Raw genomic sequence first — 15,862 nt, 5'->3', positions numbered from 1 at the left:
GCGGACACCTTCGCCCCTTGGCCGCTCGCGGCCCGCCGCACATGCGCCCACGTGGACACCGCGCTGTGCGCCGCGCGCCCCACCACCGCGGTCGGTGAGACCCTGGAAAGGGAACAGGAGGTACATCAGGAACAAACGTGATCAAAGGGGTTCGGAGATGGAGTGGTGGGCCTGGCTCGTCATCGCCGTCGCGATCATCGCGGCCGCGGCGGCCCTTCTCGTGTCCCTGCAGGCGCGGCGCCGCTCCGGTGGCGTCATCGCGCAGGGCCGTCCGAGGCGAGGAGGCCGGCGGCCGTGACCACATACATGCGGGCCAGTGAGATCGCCAAGAAACCGGTGGTCACCCTGGCAGGGGAGGACATCGGACAGGTCAAGGACCTCGTCTTCGACCCCTCCACGGGCAGCATCCGGTGCTTCACCCTCGCCGGCCGCGGCCTGCTGGCGGGTCCGCTCCACCGTGCCCTGCTGTGGGAGAACGTCCACGCCCTGGGACCGCACGCGGTCATGGTGCGCGACGAGAGCGCGCTGGAGGAGGACGATTCGGCCGCCCGCACCGACGTCGGAGCGCGCGGCGGGGGCAATGTGCTGGGCGTAGCGGTCATGACCCGGGGCGGCACACGGCTGGGCGTCATCACCGACGCGGTCGTCGAGACGGGGCGGGCGCCGAGGGTGGCGGGCTACGAGATCGAGACCGCCGAGCACCGCCGTAGCCTGCTGCCCGTGACCGGCCCCGTCACCGTCTCCCGTGAACGGGTACTCGTTCCGGACGCCACCGCGCAGCACAGCGCAGGAGACCTGGGAGGGCTCGGCGCCGCCGCCGAGGACCTGCGCGACCACCTCCGGCACGACGCGCGGGAGGGCTGAGACGATGCTGTTCACCAAAGTCCGGGGCCGGGACGTCATGGACCTCACGACAGCCGGGACCGTGGGGACGGTGTCCGCGTGCACCGTGGCGCCGGCACCGGCGCGCATCGCCGGGCTACGGCTGAAGACCCGGGGGCGCAGACGCCGCACCCTCGGCTGGGACGACGTCCAGTCGTTCGGCCCGGACGCGATCGCGGTGGCAGCGGCCGACCGCATCCGCGACGAGAAGACCATCGAGCCGGGCGACCACGCCCATGCGGTGCACGACCCCGTCGGGAAGCCGCTGCTCACCGAAACGGGTCTCGTCAAAGGCACCGTGCGCGACATCGAATTCGACGAGCAGACAGGAAGCATCAGTTACCTGGTGACCGACGAGGAGCAGATCCCCGGCACCGAGCTCCTGGGAGTCGGCAGCTACGCGGTCGTGGTCACCGCCCCGCCCTGACCTCCGGCTCAACGCCGCTCCCACGGCTCTTCCTCGGTCCAGGTGAACGCGTCCAGGCCAGTGTGTTCGGGCTCGGCGCTGTTGTTCCCCATGCCGTGGGAGCGAGGACGCAGCAGCCGGTCCACGCCCCAGGCGACCGCGAACACGGCGGTCAGGACGGCTCCGACGAGCAGCAGGAGCATGATCGGCATCATGACCCCGAACGCCACGGTGGAACGGGCGATACCGGGTACGTCGGCGCAGGCACAGGCGAACATGGCTACGCCCTGCCCCACCGGCCCCGCCGGATGCGCCGAATGACGTGTCTGTGACCAGGAAGTGCCGACTCCGTGCTCTAAGGACACCTGCCCCTGGGGGGGGCGAGCAAGGTCACCGAACAACCCGCGCATAATGCAAAGATGGCAGTCAACAATCAACGTACCCGCGCGGTCCTGGCCGCCGCGTCGGCGGCCGCCCTCATCGCGCTGACGGCCGGTTGCACGAACGCGGACTCCGCCACCTCCGCCCCCGAGACGGCCGACCGCAGCACCGCACCCGGCCGGGCCGAGGTCCGGGCCCCAGGCGTGGACTTGACAGTGACGCATGCCGTCGCTCACCTGAACCACGCGGGCAACGGCACGCTGACCATGGAGGTGCGCAACGACGACGGCGTTCCCGAGCACCTCGGCATGGTCGCCACCCCGGGCGGCGGCCGCGGCACGCTCGTGGGCGGCAGGCCGGCCGGGGGCAACGGGGCACTGTCCGTGGCGGGCATCCTGCTGCAGACCGGCACGACGGTCACCTTCGGCGGGAGCGGGCCGGGCGTGCTGCTGCGCCATGTGCAGGGCATCACCGCCCACCACACACTGCCGATCTCGCTTCAGTTCGGCGTGGCCGGACTGGTCCGCCTCCAGGCGCAGGTCGACGCGGCCTGAGCCGGTGCGCCCGGCCGCAGAGGAAGCGAGGATGAAAGGTCAGGTATAGCCTGAAATAACCCCAATCTCACCACGCGCCTCGTTGCGCCTCGTCCATTGCTCGGGAGGGGCTCATGACCTTCGTCCAGCTCATCGACTGCAAGACAAGCAACGTCGACCGACTCAACGCGCTGATGGACACCTGGGTCGAGGCGACCCAGGGCAAGCGGACCGCCACACACTCGATCGTCGGGCAGGACCACTCGGACCCCACCCATGTCGTCGAGATCGTGGAGTTCCCGTCGTACGAGGAGGCGATGAGGAACTCCAACCTCCCCGAGACGAACCGCATCTTCGAGGAACTTGTCGCCGCCTGCGAGGAGACACCCACCTTCACCGATCTCGACGTCGTACGGGACGAGCAGCTCAACAAGATCGTCGTCCGCCGCTTCTTCGACGAGGTCATCAACGCCAAGAACCTGGACCTCGCCGACGAACTGTGCACCGGCGACTACCGGGAGCACGACCCCGCCCTCTCCTCCGACGATGTCGACCTCGCCCAGGCCAAGCGCGAGAACGGCGAGATCCTCAACGCCTTCAACCCGAGGCTCACTCTGCAGAGCCTGATCGCCGAGGGCGACCTGGTGACCTGCCGGATCAACTACCAGGGCCGGCACACCGGCACCTATCAGGGGATGCAGCCCACCAACCGGGACGTCTCCGGGACCGGCCACGCCACGTTCCGCTGCCAGGGCGGCAAGATCGCCGAGAGCTGGTGGAACTGGGACGACCTCGGGCTGCTGCGGCAGTTGGGGGCCGTGGAGGGCTGACCTCCAGGACCAGCTTCCGCGAGGCACGGACCTCGTGCCCGTCCTCGCGGGGCTTCCCGACGATCTGTGGATGTCTGCGAGGTCATCGACCACGTGAAGGCTCACCCGGGGTGACAGCCCGAGGGTGCCGAGGAGCCGCGCCGACCCTGCCGCGCAGATTGTGGAACTGGCGGGTCTGCATGATGAAGTGCGCGGGCTCCCCCAGCAGCACATCGAAGGGCCGGGTGAGCCGACGCGGGCGGCTCTGGCCGCGGGTGCGGACCACCAGGCGGGTGCCCCGTCGGTGGTCGGCCGCAGATGGAAGCCCCAGATCCCGCCCATGCGCGCCTGCGGCAGAACATCCCACTGCGGGTCGAAGGAGTGGCCGGAGGGCAGACGCAGATCCGAGCGCAGCACCAGGGTCCGGTTCGGCTCCAGGCGGGCCACGGTGAACCAGGACGCGCCGCCCGGCGTCGTCTTCAGGCGTTGCCCCTCCTCCAGGTGCCGCCACTCGGGCGCGATACGTTCCGCACTGGGTGCTCCGTAGTGGTCCAGGAGGTCCCAGCTATACCAACCGGCGCGGTCGTATCCCATCTGCACCAGCCAGGGCCAGACCTTCTCGGGTGGCGCCGGAAGGGTGGTGGCCATGGTCGAGGTGCCGTCGGCGTCGGGGAAGAGTTCGTCGCCGGGGTAGGCGCGGTCGGTCTCGTCCTGCGTCGCGCCCCAGGTCAGCAGCCTCGGCCGCAACCGCAGCGCGTAGAGGGCCAGTGCGGCGGAGATCGCCGCGAGGGGCAGCAGCCGGGCTCCCGGCAGCCGGCGTCGGCATGATCGCTGCTCAAGCATCGTGTCCTCCTGACGGGTGCCGGGTGCGAAACCTGTCCTTTCTCTCGGCCCACCAGATACGAGACGCCCCGCACGAGGGCCGGTCGGCCCTCCGAGAGGCCCCATCTGCCGGGCGGCCGCGTCGCCCGCGGGGCGAGCAGCGACCGACATCATGGCGCCGCACCGTCTCGCCCGTCTTTCCCAACCCGCCGCCAAATAGGGTGAGTTGCCTCAGCAACCCATTGGCGGGACGAGACCGTCAGTCATGACGCGGGAAAGCGGTCCCTGGGTGAGTTGTGGCCGGGTTTTCTTGGCCGGGTCGGCGTTCCTGTGCGTCCCGGTTCGGGCGGCGCTGGTTGTGTGCGACCGCGCTCGTCAACGACGTAGAGAGCCGACGCGAGCACTGACCCTTCGCGCTGTCGGATTGCCGCTGCCTCCAACGGGAAGTCCTACGCCGGCAATCTCAGCTCCGCGAATCCGCCATCTTCATCCGTCGCGACGCCGCCCCCGATTTACGGCTGACCCGTCTGATCCCCCGCACGGCAAGGCATCTCGACTCGCCGCCCGGAAACTGGCACCGTAAACCAGCGTGAACCTGACCAAAAACGGGCAAACGGTAAGTTCGGTGCGCTGGAGGCTCGTGCTGGCCAGCACCACCATGCTCTTCGTCGAGCTGGCGCTGATCAGATGGGCCGGCGCCAATGTCGTCCACCTCAGCTACTTTTCGAACTTCATCCTGCTGGGATCGTTCCTCGGGATCGGCATCGGATTCCTGCTCCCCGCCGCGCGCGGGCAGTGGCTCAAACGCTGGACGCCGATCCCGCTCGCGCTGCTCGTCATCCTCGTACGCGCCTATCCGGTGCAGGTGCGTCAGAGCAGCAGCGAGGTCATCTACTTCACCGCCGTGAAGACCACCGGCCTGCCCCAGTGGGTGACGCTGCCGGCCATCTTCCTGCTGACCGCGGTGATCATGGCCGGCATCGGCAAGATCACCGCCGATCTCTTCCGCCAGCTCCCCTCCCTCGAGGCCTACCGCTACGACCTGCTCGGCAGCATCGCCGGCTCGGTCGCCTTCGCCGTACTGTCGTGGCTGAGCGCCCCGTCGGTCGCCTGGGGCCTCCTCGCCGCCGCGGCCCTGCTGGTGCTCGGCGGTCGCCGCAACACCCTGCTGTACGGGATCCCCCTCACGGCGATGGTCACCGCGCTGTTCCTGGAGACGATCGCGGCCGGCATCTCCTGGTCGCCGTACTACAAGATCCACCTCAAGCCCTCGCCGACCGCCAGCCGGACGTACAACATCTCCGCCAACGGCGTCCCCCACCAGAGCACCGCGCCGCTCCCGGTGCTGATGCGGGAGAACTCGCCGTACCGGCAGGCGTACGACCAGACGCCCGACAACCCGCACAAGCGGGTGCTGATCATCGGAGCCGGAAACGGCAACGACGTCGCGGTGGCGCTGGCGCACGGAGCCGAGCGTGTGGACGCGGTCGAAATCGATCCGCGGCTGCAGGAGATCGGCGCGACACTGCACCCCGCGAGGCCCTACGACGATCCCCGGGTGCACGCGCACATCGACGACGGACGGGCGTTCCTGGAGCGGACCGACGCCAAGTACGACCTCATCGTGCTGGCGCTGCCGGACTCCCTGACCCTGGTGTCGGGGGCGAGCAATCTCCGGCTGGAGAGCTACCTGTTCACCCAGCAGGCGTTCGAGGCCGCACGCGACCACCTGGCGCCGGACGGCGCGTTCGCCATGTACAACTACTACCGCAAGGCCTGGTTGGTCGACCGCTTCGCCGGAGACCTCGACAGCATCTACGGCCACGCCCCCTGCATGACGACGTACAAACGGAACGCGGCCGTGCTGGTGGCCGGAATGACCCCCGCCGACCAGTCCTGCAAGCAGGTCTGGCAGCCCAGCGGCCCGGTCCCGGCGGCCGCGAGCGACGACCATCCCTTCCCGTATCTGCTGCATCGCAGCATCCCGACGCTCTACGTGGGTGCCCTGGGCGCGATCCTGCTGGTGACGCTGATGTCGGTGCGCATGACCGGGGTCCGTATCCGCAGCACGTTCCGCTACTTCGACATGTTCCTGCTGGGCGCGGCCTTCATGCTGCTGGAGACGAAGAACGTGATCGGCTTCGCGCTCTACTTCGGTACGACATGGCTGGTCAACGCCCTCGTGTTCTTCGGCGTCCTGCTCTCCGTCCTCGCGGCGGTCGAGGTCCGGCGCAGGATGCGGCGCGCCAACCAGTTGCTGCTGCAAGTCCTCCTGTTCGGATCGCTCGCGGTGGCCTGGCTCGTTCCCACGCAGGCCGTGCTCTCGCTGCCCTTCGCCGGGCGGCTCGCCGCGGCCATCGCCCTGGCCTTCGCCCCGATCTTCTGCGCCAACCTCATCTTCTCGGACCGCCTCGCGCAGGCCCCGGACCCGACATCGGCGTTCGGCGCGAATCTGCTGGGCGCGCTGACCGGCGGTGCGCTGGAGTATCTGGCTCTGGTGACGGGCTATCAGGCGTTGCTGCTGGTCGTCGCCACGCTGTATCTGGGGGCGTACGCCGCCATGCGTTACGCAGGGCGAGGGTCGGGCGGGGAGATGCCGCAGCTGCCGGACAAGGCGATGGCCGCCAAGACCTGACCTCTGGGACGACTACGCGCAGGACCCGCCGGGCGCGCCCCCGGCGGGTCCTGCCATGTTCCGGCGGGCTCTAGGCGCCCACCTCGGAGACCTGCCGTCCGGCAGGCTTCGGTTCGAGGACCCGTTCGGCCGCATAACCGAAGAGCACCCCGAACGCCGTCCACAGCACCGCCTGGACGCCGATGGCGGCCAGCCGGAACTCCCACAGGTCGGTCGCCGGGAAGCCCTTGGGCACGTTCTCGCCGGAGGGCAGGAACACCATCGCCACGGTCATCGCCGCGACGAAGGCCCCGCCGGCGGCGACCGAGGCGTTCCAGTTGCCCAGCCTGGGTGCCAGGCGGCGGCCGAGCAGGACCGCCGCGATCGCCAGCAGCCCGCTGAGGGCGATCATCAGGAAGAACAGGGCGGTCCGCTGGTCGAGGGTGTCGGGGTTGCCGACCGCGGGCGGGTTGGCCGGGTACTTCAGCATCGGCACCAGATAGCCGGCGCCGAACGCGGCGAGCGCGGTCAGCGCCGCGGTGGCACGCGCCCCGAACCGGCCGATGCGGCCCAGCGCGAAGCAGAACGCGAGAGCGGCGATGCCGCCCACCGCGACCCCGTAGACCAGGACGCCCGTGGCCAGGCCGGCCGTGGACTGCACGCCACGGGTGACCAGTTCCTCCCCTCCTGCCTCGTGATGGTACTGGGCGGACTCGAAGGCGATGGCCGCGTCCACCGGTCCCTCACCCACCAGATACGCGAAGATCAGCGCCGGTATCCCGGCGACGAGCCCCGCGAGCATGCCGCGCACCAACAGGGTGCGCACAACAGTGGAGTTCATCCGTGCTCGACCCGCCTCAGTGGCAGGGGAAGCCGAGCAGGTGGCGTGCGTCGTGCACCCACTCGTGGACGCCCTCACCGGACAGGACTGCGGTGGCGCCCTGCTCGGCACCGACGAAGTACAGCAGGACGAGCATCAGGATGCCGAAGAACACCGCCCACGGGGCGATGGCCCGCAGCGGCAGCGGTGTGATGGCCTGGGTGGTGGGGGTGGGGGCAGCAGTGGACTGCGCCATGGCGAGACCTCCTCGGGAACACGCGTCCCGCATCGTGTGGAGCACTCGACGACGGCGTTGGGTCTGACTCACCACCTCCTCGCGTCGAGGGGTGGCACACAGTGGCGCGACCGTGCCGGACTTGCACCGGGCTTCCGTTCCGCCGTCGTCCTGTCGCCCAGATGGTAGGGGCAATACGGGATTCGGCCAACATGGCGTACGCCACCTACGATGGGCGGCCGATGCCATGGACCTGCCATGAGGGGGATGTCATGACCGTCCGGTTGACGCTGGTGTGCGCGGCGGCACCGACGGGACGCGAGGTGCGGTTCGCCGACACCGTCCCCGACGAGCGGGCGTTGCGGCAGGCGCGCGCGATCGGTGACGGACTGTCCTCGGCCGACCTCCGGCGCACGGCGCCGTCGCAGCGGTGCCGGCTGACGGCCACGGCCCTGGGGTGGGACGCCGTGCCCGAGGAACCGGCGCTGCGGGAACTCGACATGGGCCGCTGGCGGGGCCGCGGCCTCGACGAGGTCGCGGCCGACGCGCCGGACGCGCTCGGCGCCTGGCTGACGGATCCTCAGGCCGCGCCCCACGGCGGCGAGTCCGTGGCCGAGCTGTGCCGGCGGGTCGCCGCGTGGGCCGACGGACTCGACGCCGATGCCGGGCGGGTGCAGGCCGTGGTCGACCAGGCGGTGGCACGTGCCGCGGTGGTCCACGCGCTGTCCGCGCCGGAGCGCTCCTTCTGGCGCGTCGACGTGCCACCGCTCGCCGTCGTACGGCTCACCGGCCGGGGCGGTCGGTGGAATCTGCGGATGGGAGCGATCTCGACGGCGGCGGGCGGCGACACGTACGAATAGCGGTGGTGGTCAGGACTGGTAGGCGACCAGCGCCATCATTCCGGCCTCCGCGTGGTAGGCGTTGTGGCAGTGCAGCATCCACTGCCCGAGGTTGTCGGCGTCGAAGACGACGGACAGCTTCTTCTTGGGCAGCACGATGGAGGTGTCCTTGCGCGGGCCGTTGCCGCCGAGCTGGTAGGTGTGGCCGTGCAGGTGCATCGGGTGCCACATCTCGGTGGTGTTGACGAAGTCCAGCCGCACGCGCTGCCCTTCCTCGACCTTGAGGGGACACGCGGCCGGATCGGCCATGTCGAACGCCTCCCCGTTGATGGCCCAGTTGTACTTGCCCATGCCGCCGGTCAGCTCGACACGGTGCACCCGGTCCGCCTTCCGGGACGGCAGGCGGACCTCGTCGGCCGCGCGCAGCCGGGACGCCGTCAGGATCCTGCCGTTCAGCTCGTCCGGGCGTACGGTCGCCTCGGGTGCGCCACCGGATCCCGTACGCACCAGCGCCATGCCGGTGGCGTCCTTCCCCTCGGCCAGCGCGACGAGCGGGAAGACACCGTCGCCGAGGGTCACCAGGACGTCGTACCGCTCCCCCATGCCGACCAGCAGGGCGTCGGCCTGCTCGTGCTCGACGGGGAACCCGTCGGTGTGCGTGACGGTCAGCCGGTGGCCGCCGAGCGCCACCCGGTACGCCGTGTCGCCGCCCGCGTTGATGATGCGCAGCCGGACCCGCCGGCGGGGCTTGCCCCGGTAGACGGCGGGGTCGGCGGGCACCCGGCCGTTGACCAGGTGGTACGGGTACTTCACATCGCCGGCGTCGCCGCCCAGCAGCTCGCTCTCGGCGCCGATCAGCATGAACTTCATCGACATGCCGCCCGTGTGATCCATGTCCATGTCGCCCATGTCCATGTCGCCCATGCCATGCCGCAGTTCGGTGAGGACCTCGTCGGGGGTGCCGGTGACACCGTCGACCCAGTCGTCCAGGACGACGACCCATTCGTCGTCGTACGACAGCGGTTCCCTGGGGCCCTCGACGATCAGCGGCGCGTACAGGCCCCGGTCGAGCTGGACGCCGACGTGGGGGTGGAAGAAGTAGGTGCCGGGGGTGTCGGCGATGAAGCGGTACGTGTGGTTGGCACCCGCGCGTACCGCCTGCTGGGTCACCGGGAGCACGCCGTCCATGTCGTTGCGCAGGGCGATGCCGTGCCAATGGATGGACGTCGGGGTCTTGTCCGGGAGCTGGTTGGACAGTTCGGCGGCCAGGGTGTCGCCGGCGGACAGCCGGATCTCCTTGCCCGGGGCCTGGCCGCTGAAGGCCCAGCTCCTGGCCTTGACCCCGCCGCCGAGGTCGAGCATGGCGGGCGCGGCGGTGAGGGTGACCTGCCGCGTCTTTCCGGTGCCCTTCCGCTTCTTCTCCGCCGCGGTGACGGCCGCTCCGGAGGGGCCGACCAGCGCGGGCGTGGCGCCGGAACCGCTGCTGCAGGCGGCGAGCGCACCGGCGCCCGCGACGCCGAGCCCGGCGAGCAGGAGGGACCGGCGGTTGATGCTGTTCATGGGTGTCCTCGATCTCGGTGTGCGCATACAGGAGTTGGCGTGCCGATCGGTTCCTCGGTGCGATGAGGGCGCGAGGAACCGTTGGGCACGGCCTAGATGCGCAACTGAGAGAGGACGGACAGGTCCGGGGGCGCCCGCTCCACCGTCCCGGCGGCCTTGGCGCCTGTGGCGGCGGCTCCGGGCGCGGCAAGGTTGTCCGTGGCGAACGCCCGTACCGGCATCGGGAGCTTCACGGCCTCGAGACTCGCGGCCGTGCAGTGCTGCATGGCCGTACCGGAGCAGGCCGGGTCATCGGCACTGCTCTTCGCCGGAGCGGCCGGCGGTGCGGCAAGGCTGCCCGGCATCGCCCTTTCCGGCACCGTCGCGTGGGCGGCGGACGAAGGGTGCGAGCCCGTCGGCACGGCGGTCGTCTCGTGATGCATCAGTACGGCGACCGCCGCGAGCAGGGCGATGACAGCGGCCTGGGCCCAGCGGACGGCGCCGTGCGGGGCGCGGGTCCGCGAGGTACCGGCTTCCTGTGCTGTCATCGCTTCCTTCCGACTCTCTGGCGGGACGACGTCCCTCAATATACCCCGAGGGGGTAATAGGGCTCTCGGCGGCTCCCTCGGTCGACGACCGGCCCCTTCAGTGGACGTGCGGGCCACCGGTCGACTGCGGCTTGCCTCGCGGCACCAGGGCCAGGGCCACGACGGCGCCTGCGGCGGCCGCCACGGCGCAGACCGTGAACGCGTCGCCGAAGCCGCCCACCGAGCCCCGCTCGAAGCCGGCGGCCGCGACGGTGGAGACGACGGCGACGCCGATCGAGCCACCCACCTCGTGGAAGGTGTTGACGACTCCGGAGGCGAGGCCTGCCTCCCGGTGCTCCACCATGGCCAGGGCGGTCGTCGTGGCGGTGACGAAGACCGCGCCGAGGCCGAGGGAGGCGATCACGAAACCCGGCAGGAGCCCGGCGTACACGGCGCCGGTCTCCGAGAGCTGGGTCAGCGGGACGGTGCCGGCGGCCGCGACGGCCAGTCCGGCGACGGCCGTGGGGCGGCTGCCGATCCGGCCGACGAGGCGGGAGCCCAGGTGGGCGCCGATGCCCGTGGCCACGGCGACAGGCAGGAACAGCACCCCGGTGCGCAGCGGGCTGAAGCCGCGTATGTGCTGGAGGTAGACGGATCCGAGGAAGAAGTAGGCGATCAACAGGGCCGTGGCGACCAGCATCAGGAAGGCGCCCGCGAGCACCGGCCGCCGGGTGAACATCCGCAGGTCCATCAGCGGGGCCCGGCCGGCCCGCTCGACCGCCGCGAAGGCCCCGTACGCCACCACCGCACCGGCCAGCGGCAGCAGGGTCGAGGCGTCCGCCCAGCCGCTGTCGCCCGCCTCGACCAGTCCGTAGATCAGTGCGGCGGTGCCCGCGGTGACCAGCAGCGCACCCGGCACGTCGAGGCGTGCGGGCTGCGGTGCCCGGGCCGCCACGAAGGCGGGCAGGGTGATCAGCAGGAGCAGGCCGACCGGCACGTTGATGTAGAACACCCACGGCCAGCCGGGTCCGTCGGTCAGGGCCCCGCCGAGGAGCACGCCGGCCGCCGAGCCGCTGCCGCCGATCGCCGCCCAGACGCCGAGCGCCTTGTTGCGTTCGGCGCCGTGGAAGGTGGTGGTGACCAGGGACAGCGCGGCCGGGGACAGCAGCGCCGCGCCGACGCCCTGGCCGATCCGCCCGCCGAGCAGCGTCGGGGCGTTCTCGGCCAGGCCGGTGACCAGTGAGGCCGCGGCGAAGAGCGCGAGTCCGGCGAGCAGGGTGCGGCGGGCGCCGAGGGCGTCGGCGAGTCGGCCGCCGAGCAGCATCAGCCCGCCGAAGCACAGGGTGTAGGCGGTGACCACCCAGGTCAGCGTCTGCCGCCCGAGGTCGAGGTCGGCCGCCATGTCGGGCAGCGCGACGTTCACGACGGTGACGTCGAGGATCAGCATGAACTGGGCGAGGCAGATCAGTGCGAGGGCGGCCCAGCGGCGCGGGTCGGCGGGCGCGTGCGGGTCGCGCTCGGCCGTGTGCGGCGCACCTGCTGCGGAGTGGGTCATGACGAGTCCTTCTGGTGCGTTGAGGGTGGCAAGTATTTGAACTGTACCGTTCAGTTCATATGAACTCAACGGTACAGTTCAGATGGCTGCTAGGGTCGTGCCCATGAGCGTGGACAGCGCCAAACGGCCTCCGAGCGGACCTCGCGCGCAGCTCAAGCGGCAGGCCATCGTGCGAGCGGCCCGCACGTTGTTCCTGCGGGAGGGTTTCGGCGTGGGCATGGACTCCATCGCCGCCGAGGCGGGCGTGTCGAAGGTGACCGTCTACAACCACTTCGGCAGCAAAGAGGCCCTGTTCACGGCGGTCATCACGAGCGCACTCGACGAGCCGCTCGCCGGTGAGTCGGCGGCCGCCCTGGAGGGCCTGGCCGAGGCCGAGGATCTGCGCACCGCTCTCGTCGAAGCGGCCCGCACCTGGGTCCACGCCGTGCGCGGCAACCACGAGGTCACCGCCCTGCGCAACCTCGTGGCCGCCGAACTCCACCGCTTCCCCGAGTTGGGCGAGGCCTGGCGGCACCGCGGCCCGGAAAGCCACCACCCCGCCGTCGCCGGCGCCCTGCGCACCCTCACCGAGCAGGGCAGGCTGGAGATCCCCGACCTCCAGGTCGCGATCATCCAGTTCTACGGCCTTCTGGTCTTCCCCCACATGGTCTTCGGGTCCTACGGCACGGACATCGACGACGACCTGACGGACCGTCTCATCACCAGCGGCGTCGAGATGTTCCTGCGCCACTACGGTCCGCGGGGCGCGTAGGACGCAATCACAGCAATCCGAGCGCGATGTCTTGACGTGTTCAAAACTGTCATTCAGGATCCTTCAGCCCGATGGATTCTGAATGCTTTTGTTTGCTCTCGATGATCGGATGGTCATGCCCAGCAGACGTCGCACAGTCCGAGCCTTGGCGCTCACCGTCCCCCTGGCGCTCGGCGCGGGGCTCGTCGCCATGCCCCCGGCCACCGCGGCCGACCCGCCGAGCGCGGTCACGGTGCGCATCGATCCCTCGTACCAGCAGCAGGAGTTCGAGGGGTGGGGCACCAGCCTGGTCTGGTTCGCCAACGTCACCGGTGGCTACCCGGACCCGATCCGCAAGCAGCTCGTCGACATGCTCTTCGGCCGCGACGGGCTGCGTCTGAACATCGCGCGCTACAACATCGGCGGCGGCAACGCCCCCGACGTCCGCAAGGACTACATGAAGGTCGGCGCCACCATGGAGGGCTTCTGGAAGGCCCCCGAGGGAACCACCCGCGAGGACATGGACTGGTGGGACCCCGAGAACCCGGACCACTGGAACTGGGACGCCGACGCCAACCAGCGCTGGTGGATCGACCGGATCAAGGGGAAGGTGACCCGCTGGGAGGCGTTCAGCAACTCGCCGCCCTGGTTCCAGACGGTCAGCGGCTACGTCTCCGGAGGCTTCAACGCGAGCACGGACCAGATCCGTGCCGACCGCGTCGACGACTTCGCGACGTATCTGGCGAAGGTGACCGACCGCCTGGAGAAGAAGCACCACATCAAGTTCGACACCATCGCCCCGCTCAACGAGCCCAACACGCCTTACTGGGGAACACAGTTGGGCGCCGACGGCCAGCCTACGGGCGGCCGCCAGGAAGGCGCCCACGCGGGCCCCGAGCTCCAGCAGAAGGTGGTCCTGGCCCTGCGTCGCGCCCTCGGCGAAGCCAGGGCACGGGCCACGATCTCCGCGATGGACGAGACCAACCCGAAGATCTTCACGGACAACTGGAACGCCTACGACGCCACCGCGCGGGCCGCCGTGGACCAGCTCAACGTGCACACGTACGGCACCGGCATGCGCACCAGCGCCCGGGACGGCGCCAAGGGCGCGGGCAAGAAGCTCTGGATGAGCGAGGTGGAGGGCACCTGGGGCACGGGCACCGACTTCACCAGCATGGAGCCCGGGCTCGGGATCGCCACCCGCATGGTCGGCGACATCCGCGAACTCGAGCCGTCCGCCTGGGTGTTCTGGCAGCCGATCGAGGACTCCATCCCGCAGGCGGCCGCCGGCAAGAACTGGGGCAGCATCCACATCCCGTTCAACTGCACGGCCTCCGACACCCTCGAGACCTGCCCGATCAAGACCAACAGCAAGTTCCACACCATCCGGAACTTCACGCACTACATCCGCCCCGGCGACCGCTTCGTCAAGACCGATGACGCCTCCAGCGTCGCCGCCGTGAAGAAGTGGGGCACGGGCGCCACGGTGGTGCACGTCAACGACGACACCGCGGCACGCACGGTGACCCTGGACCTCTCCCGCTTCGGGTACGTCGCCCCGTGGGCCTCCGTCACGCCGGTGGTGACCAGCGCCGACGGAGCCCTCGTCCAGGGCGAGCCGGTGCGCGTGCGCGGCCGTTCCGCCACCCTCACCGTCCCCGCCGAGTCGGTCACGACCTTCCGGGTCTCCGGCATCGGCGGGACCGCCCGGGACGCCGCTCTCGTCCAGCCCGGCCACACCTACCGACTGCAGGGCGTGGAGAGCGGCAAGTCACTGGCGCCGAACGACGACGGCACCGGGCTCGTCATCCGCGCCACCGACACCGCCGCCGAGGCACAGTCGTGGTCCGTACGGAAGCTGAGCCACGGCAACAGCAACCGTGAGCGCTACGCGCTCGTCAACTCCGCCACGGGCAAACGGCTCGCGGTGCGGGACGGCCAAGCCGTCCTGGAGGACCCGGACTCGGCCCCGGCGGGCCGAGAAGCGCAGTGGATCATGTCGACGACAGGTGACGGCACCTGGACGTTCGTCAACGCCGCCACCGGCCGACTGCTCGATGTCGCCGGGCACGCCACGGCGGACGGCTCCCGGGTGACGACCTGGACGCCCACGTCGGGCGCCAACCAGCGCTGGGCCGTGACCGACGAGACGACGCCACGCACCTGAACGGCGGGGCGCCGCACGGGTGCCGCCTGCCGCCTCCTCGGCGAGGGGCGCGGCAGGCGGCCCCGCACAAGCCGGCGGCGGGCAGACCGCCCGCGCCGCCTACTTCAGCAGCCTCGACATCCTCCGGTCCGCCAGCGGCTTGCCGCCCGTCTGGCAGGTCGGGCAGTACTGGAGGGAGGAGTCGCTGAAGGAGACCTCGCGGATGGTGTCGCCGCAGACCGGGCAGGCCTCGCCGGTGCGGCCGTGGACGCGCAGGCCGCTCTTCTTCTCGGACTTCAGCCGACCGGCCGCGACCCCGCGCGAGCGCTCGACCGCGTCGGTGAGGGTCGTCCGCAGGGCCTCGTACAGCCGCGCCGTCTCCTCGGCGCTCAGTGACGACGCCAGTTTGAAGGGGGACATCTTCGCCGCGTGCAGGATCTCGTCGCTGTAGGCGTTCCCGACCCCGGCGATCAGGCTCTGGTCGCGCAGGGCACCCTTGATCTGGCGGCGCTCGTCCTTCAGCAGCGCCGCGAACCGCGTCTCGTCGAAGTCGTCGGCGAGCGGGTCCGGGCCGAGCCGGGCCACGCCCGGGACCTGCTGCGGGTCCCGGACGACGTACACCGCGAGGCGCTTCTGCGTGCCCGCCTCCGTCAGGTCGAAGCCGGCGCCGGTCTCCAGGGCCACGCGCAGCGCGAGCGGGCCCTTGCCGGGGCGGGGCATGCCGCTGGGGAGCCGGTCCTTCCAGTGCAGCCAGCCCGCCCGGGCCAGGTGGGTCACGAGGTGCGGGCCGTCGGCCGTCTCCAGGTCGAGGAACTTGCCGTGCCGGTGCACGGCGGTGACCTCATGGCCCTCGAGGGCGGTGACCGGCGGGTCGTACGTCTTGAGGACGCTGATCGCGACCGGCAGCACCCGCACGACCTCATGACCGACCAGGTTCTCGGTCAGGAAGTCCTTGAGCGCTTCGACCTCGGGGAGTTCCGGCATACGTCCAGAGTGCCATCCGGGACCGACACCGACACGGGCC

The 15,862-nt window shown here is 70.6% G+C and carries 16 protein-coding genes; 9 read left to right on the top strand and 7 right to left on the bottom strand.

Annotated features, from left to right (window positions below; translation table 11 throughout):
- The first annotated feature begins 157 nt into the window (after positions 1-157).
- Genes ACP4J3_RS19580 through ACP4J3_RS19570 form a run of 3 tightly spaced genes read left to right on the top strand, consistent with a single transcriptional unit; the run spans position 158 to position 1,309 of the window.
- Positions 158-298, top strand: coding sequence for a hypothetical protein (locus ACP4J3_RS19580; protein WP_426536068.1), 141 nt, complete (start codon positions 158-160; stop codon positions 296-298).
- Positions 295-864: a PRC-barrel domain-containing protein gene (locus tag ACP4J3_RS19575; protein ID WP_426536066.1), complete on the top strand. Its 570-nt coding sequence runs from the start codon at positions 295-297 to the stop codon at positions 862-864. The genes ACP4J3_RS19580 and ACP4J3_RS19575 overlap by 4 nt, the downstream gene beginning before the upstream one ends.
- Positions 865-868: 4 nt before the next feature.
- Positions 869-1,309, top strand: a complete 441-nt coding sequence (locus ACP4J3_RS19570) for a PRC-barrel domain-containing protein (protein ID WP_426536064.1) — start codon at positions 869-871, stop codon at positions 1,307-1,309.
- Positions 1,310-1,317: 8 nt separating this feature from the next.
- On the opposite strand, the gene ACP4J3_RS19565 is transcribed toward ACP4J3_RS19570, so the two are convergent.
- A complete protein-coding gene (locus ACP4J3_RS19565) occupies positions 1,318-1,566 on the bottom strand; it encodes a hypothetical protein (protein ID WP_426536062.1) in 249 nt (82 codons plus the stop codon).
- A gap of 141 nt (positions 1,567-1,707) precedes the next feature.
- Here ACP4J3_RS19565 and ACP4J3_RS19560 point away from each other — a divergent pair, with 141 nt between their 5' ends.
- From ACP4J3_RS19560 to ACP4J3_RS19550, 3 genes are all read left to right on the top strand, one after another.
- Positions 1,708-2,223: a hypothetical protein gene (locus ACP4J3_RS19560; protein ID WP_426536060.1), complete on the top strand. Its 516-nt coding sequence runs from the start codon at positions 1,708-1,710 to the stop codon at positions 2,221-2,223.
- Positions 2,224-2,336: 113 nt separating this feature from the next.
- A complete protein-coding gene (locus tag ACP4J3_RS19555; RefSeq protein WP_426536058.1) occupies positions 2,337-3,032 on the top strand; it encodes an ester cyclase in 696 nt (231 codons plus the stop codon).
- A gap of 1,426 nt (positions 3,033-4,458) precedes the next feature.
- Positions 4,459-6,468, top strand: coding sequence for a spermidine synthase (locus tag ACP4J3_RS19550; protein ID WP_426536056.1), 2,010 nt, complete (start codon positions 4,459-4,461; stop codon positions 6,466-6,468).
- A 70-nt stretch (positions 6,469-6,538) separates the two neighbouring features.
- Here ACP4J3_RS19550 and ACP4J3_RS19545 read toward each other — a convergent pair whose 3' ends face one another.
- A complete protein-coding gene (locus tag ACP4J3_RS19545) occupies positions 6,539-7,288 on the bottom strand; it encodes a CbtA family protein (RefSeq protein ID WP_426536054.1) in 750 nt (249 codons plus the stop codon).
- A gap of 16 nt (positions 7,289-7,304) precedes the next feature.
- Positions 7,305-7,523, bottom strand: coding sequence for a CbtB domain-containing protein (locus ACP4J3_RS19540; protein ID WP_426536052.1), 219 nt, complete (start codon positions 7,521-7,523; stop codon positions 7,305-7,307).
- Positions 7,524-7,774: 251 nt separating this feature from the next.
- On the opposite strand from ACP4J3_RS19540, the gene ACP4J3_RS19535 reads away from it, so the two are divergent.
- Positions 7,775-8,362 (top strand): histidine phosphatase family protein, encoded by a 588-nt coding sequence (locus ACP4J3_RS19535; protein WP_426536050.1) that lies wholly within the window; start codon positions 7,775-7,777, stop codon positions 8,360-8,362.
- A 9-nt stretch (positions 8,363-8,371) separates the two neighbouring features.
- Here the strand turns inward: ACP4J3_RS19535 and ACP4J3_RS19530 are convergent, their stop codons facing one another.
- From ACP4J3_RS19530 to ACP4J3_RS19520, 3 genes are all read right to left on the bottom strand, one after another.
- Positions 8,372-9,901, bottom strand: coding sequence for a multicopper oxidase family protein (locus tag ACP4J3_RS19530; protein WP_426536048.1), 1,530 nt, complete (start codon positions 9,899-9,901; stop codon positions 8,372-8,374).
- A gap of 92 nt (positions 9,902-9,993) precedes the next feature.
- Positions 9,994-10,428: a DUF6153 family protein gene (locus tag ACP4J3_RS19525; protein ID WP_426536046.1), complete on the bottom strand. Its 435-nt coding sequence runs from the start codon at positions 10,426-10,428 to the stop codon at positions 9,994-9,996.
- A gap of 97 nt (positions 10,429-10,525) precedes the next feature.
- The gene (locus tag ACP4J3_RS19520; RefSeq protein WP_426536044.1) at positions 10,526-11,962 is read right to left on the bottom strand and encodes a DHA2 family efflux MFS transporter permease subunit; all 1,437 of its coding nucleotides are present in this window, start codon (positions 11,960-11,962) and stop codon (positions 10,526-10,528) included.
- A 103-nt stretch (positions 11,963-12,065) separates the two neighbouring features.
- Here ACP4J3_RS19520 and ACP4J3_RS19515 point away from each other — a divergent pair, with 103 nt between their 5' ends.
- Complete coding sequence (locus tag ACP4J3_RS19515) at positions 12,066-12,713, top strand: TetR/AcrR family transcriptional regulator (RefSeq protein ID WP_426536042.1); 648 nt, start codon at positions 12,066-12,068, stop codon at positions 12,711-12,713.
- Between the two features lie 115 nt (positions 12,714-12,828).
- Positions 12,829-14,859 carry an RICIN domain-containing protein gene (locus ACP4J3_RS19510; protein WP_426536040.1) on the top strand — a complete coding sequence of 677 codons (2,031 nt, stop codon included), beginning with the start codon at positions 12,829-12,831 and terminating at the stop codon, positions 14,857-14,859.
- A 99-nt stretch (positions 14,860-14,958) separates the two neighbouring features.
- Here ACP4J3_RS19510 and ACP4J3_RS19505 read toward each other — a convergent pair whose 3' ends face one another.
- Positions 14,959-15,822 carry an Fpg/Nei family DNA glycosylase gene (locus ACP4J3_RS19505; RefSeq protein WP_426536038.1) on the bottom strand — a complete coding sequence of 288 codons (864 nt, stop codon included), beginning with the start codon at positions 15,820-15,822 and terminating at the stop codon, positions 14,959-14,961.
- Positions 15,823-15,862: the final 40 nt, after the last annotated feature.

It is taken from the genome of Streptomyces sp. UG1, assembly GCF_049974585.1.
Classification (GTDB): Bacteria; Actinomycetota; Actinomycetes; order Streptomycetales; family Streptomycetaceae; genus Streptomyces.
The sequence above is the reverse complement of the archived record's forward strand: the minus strand, read 5'-3'. Positions and strand labels throughout refer to the sequence as shown.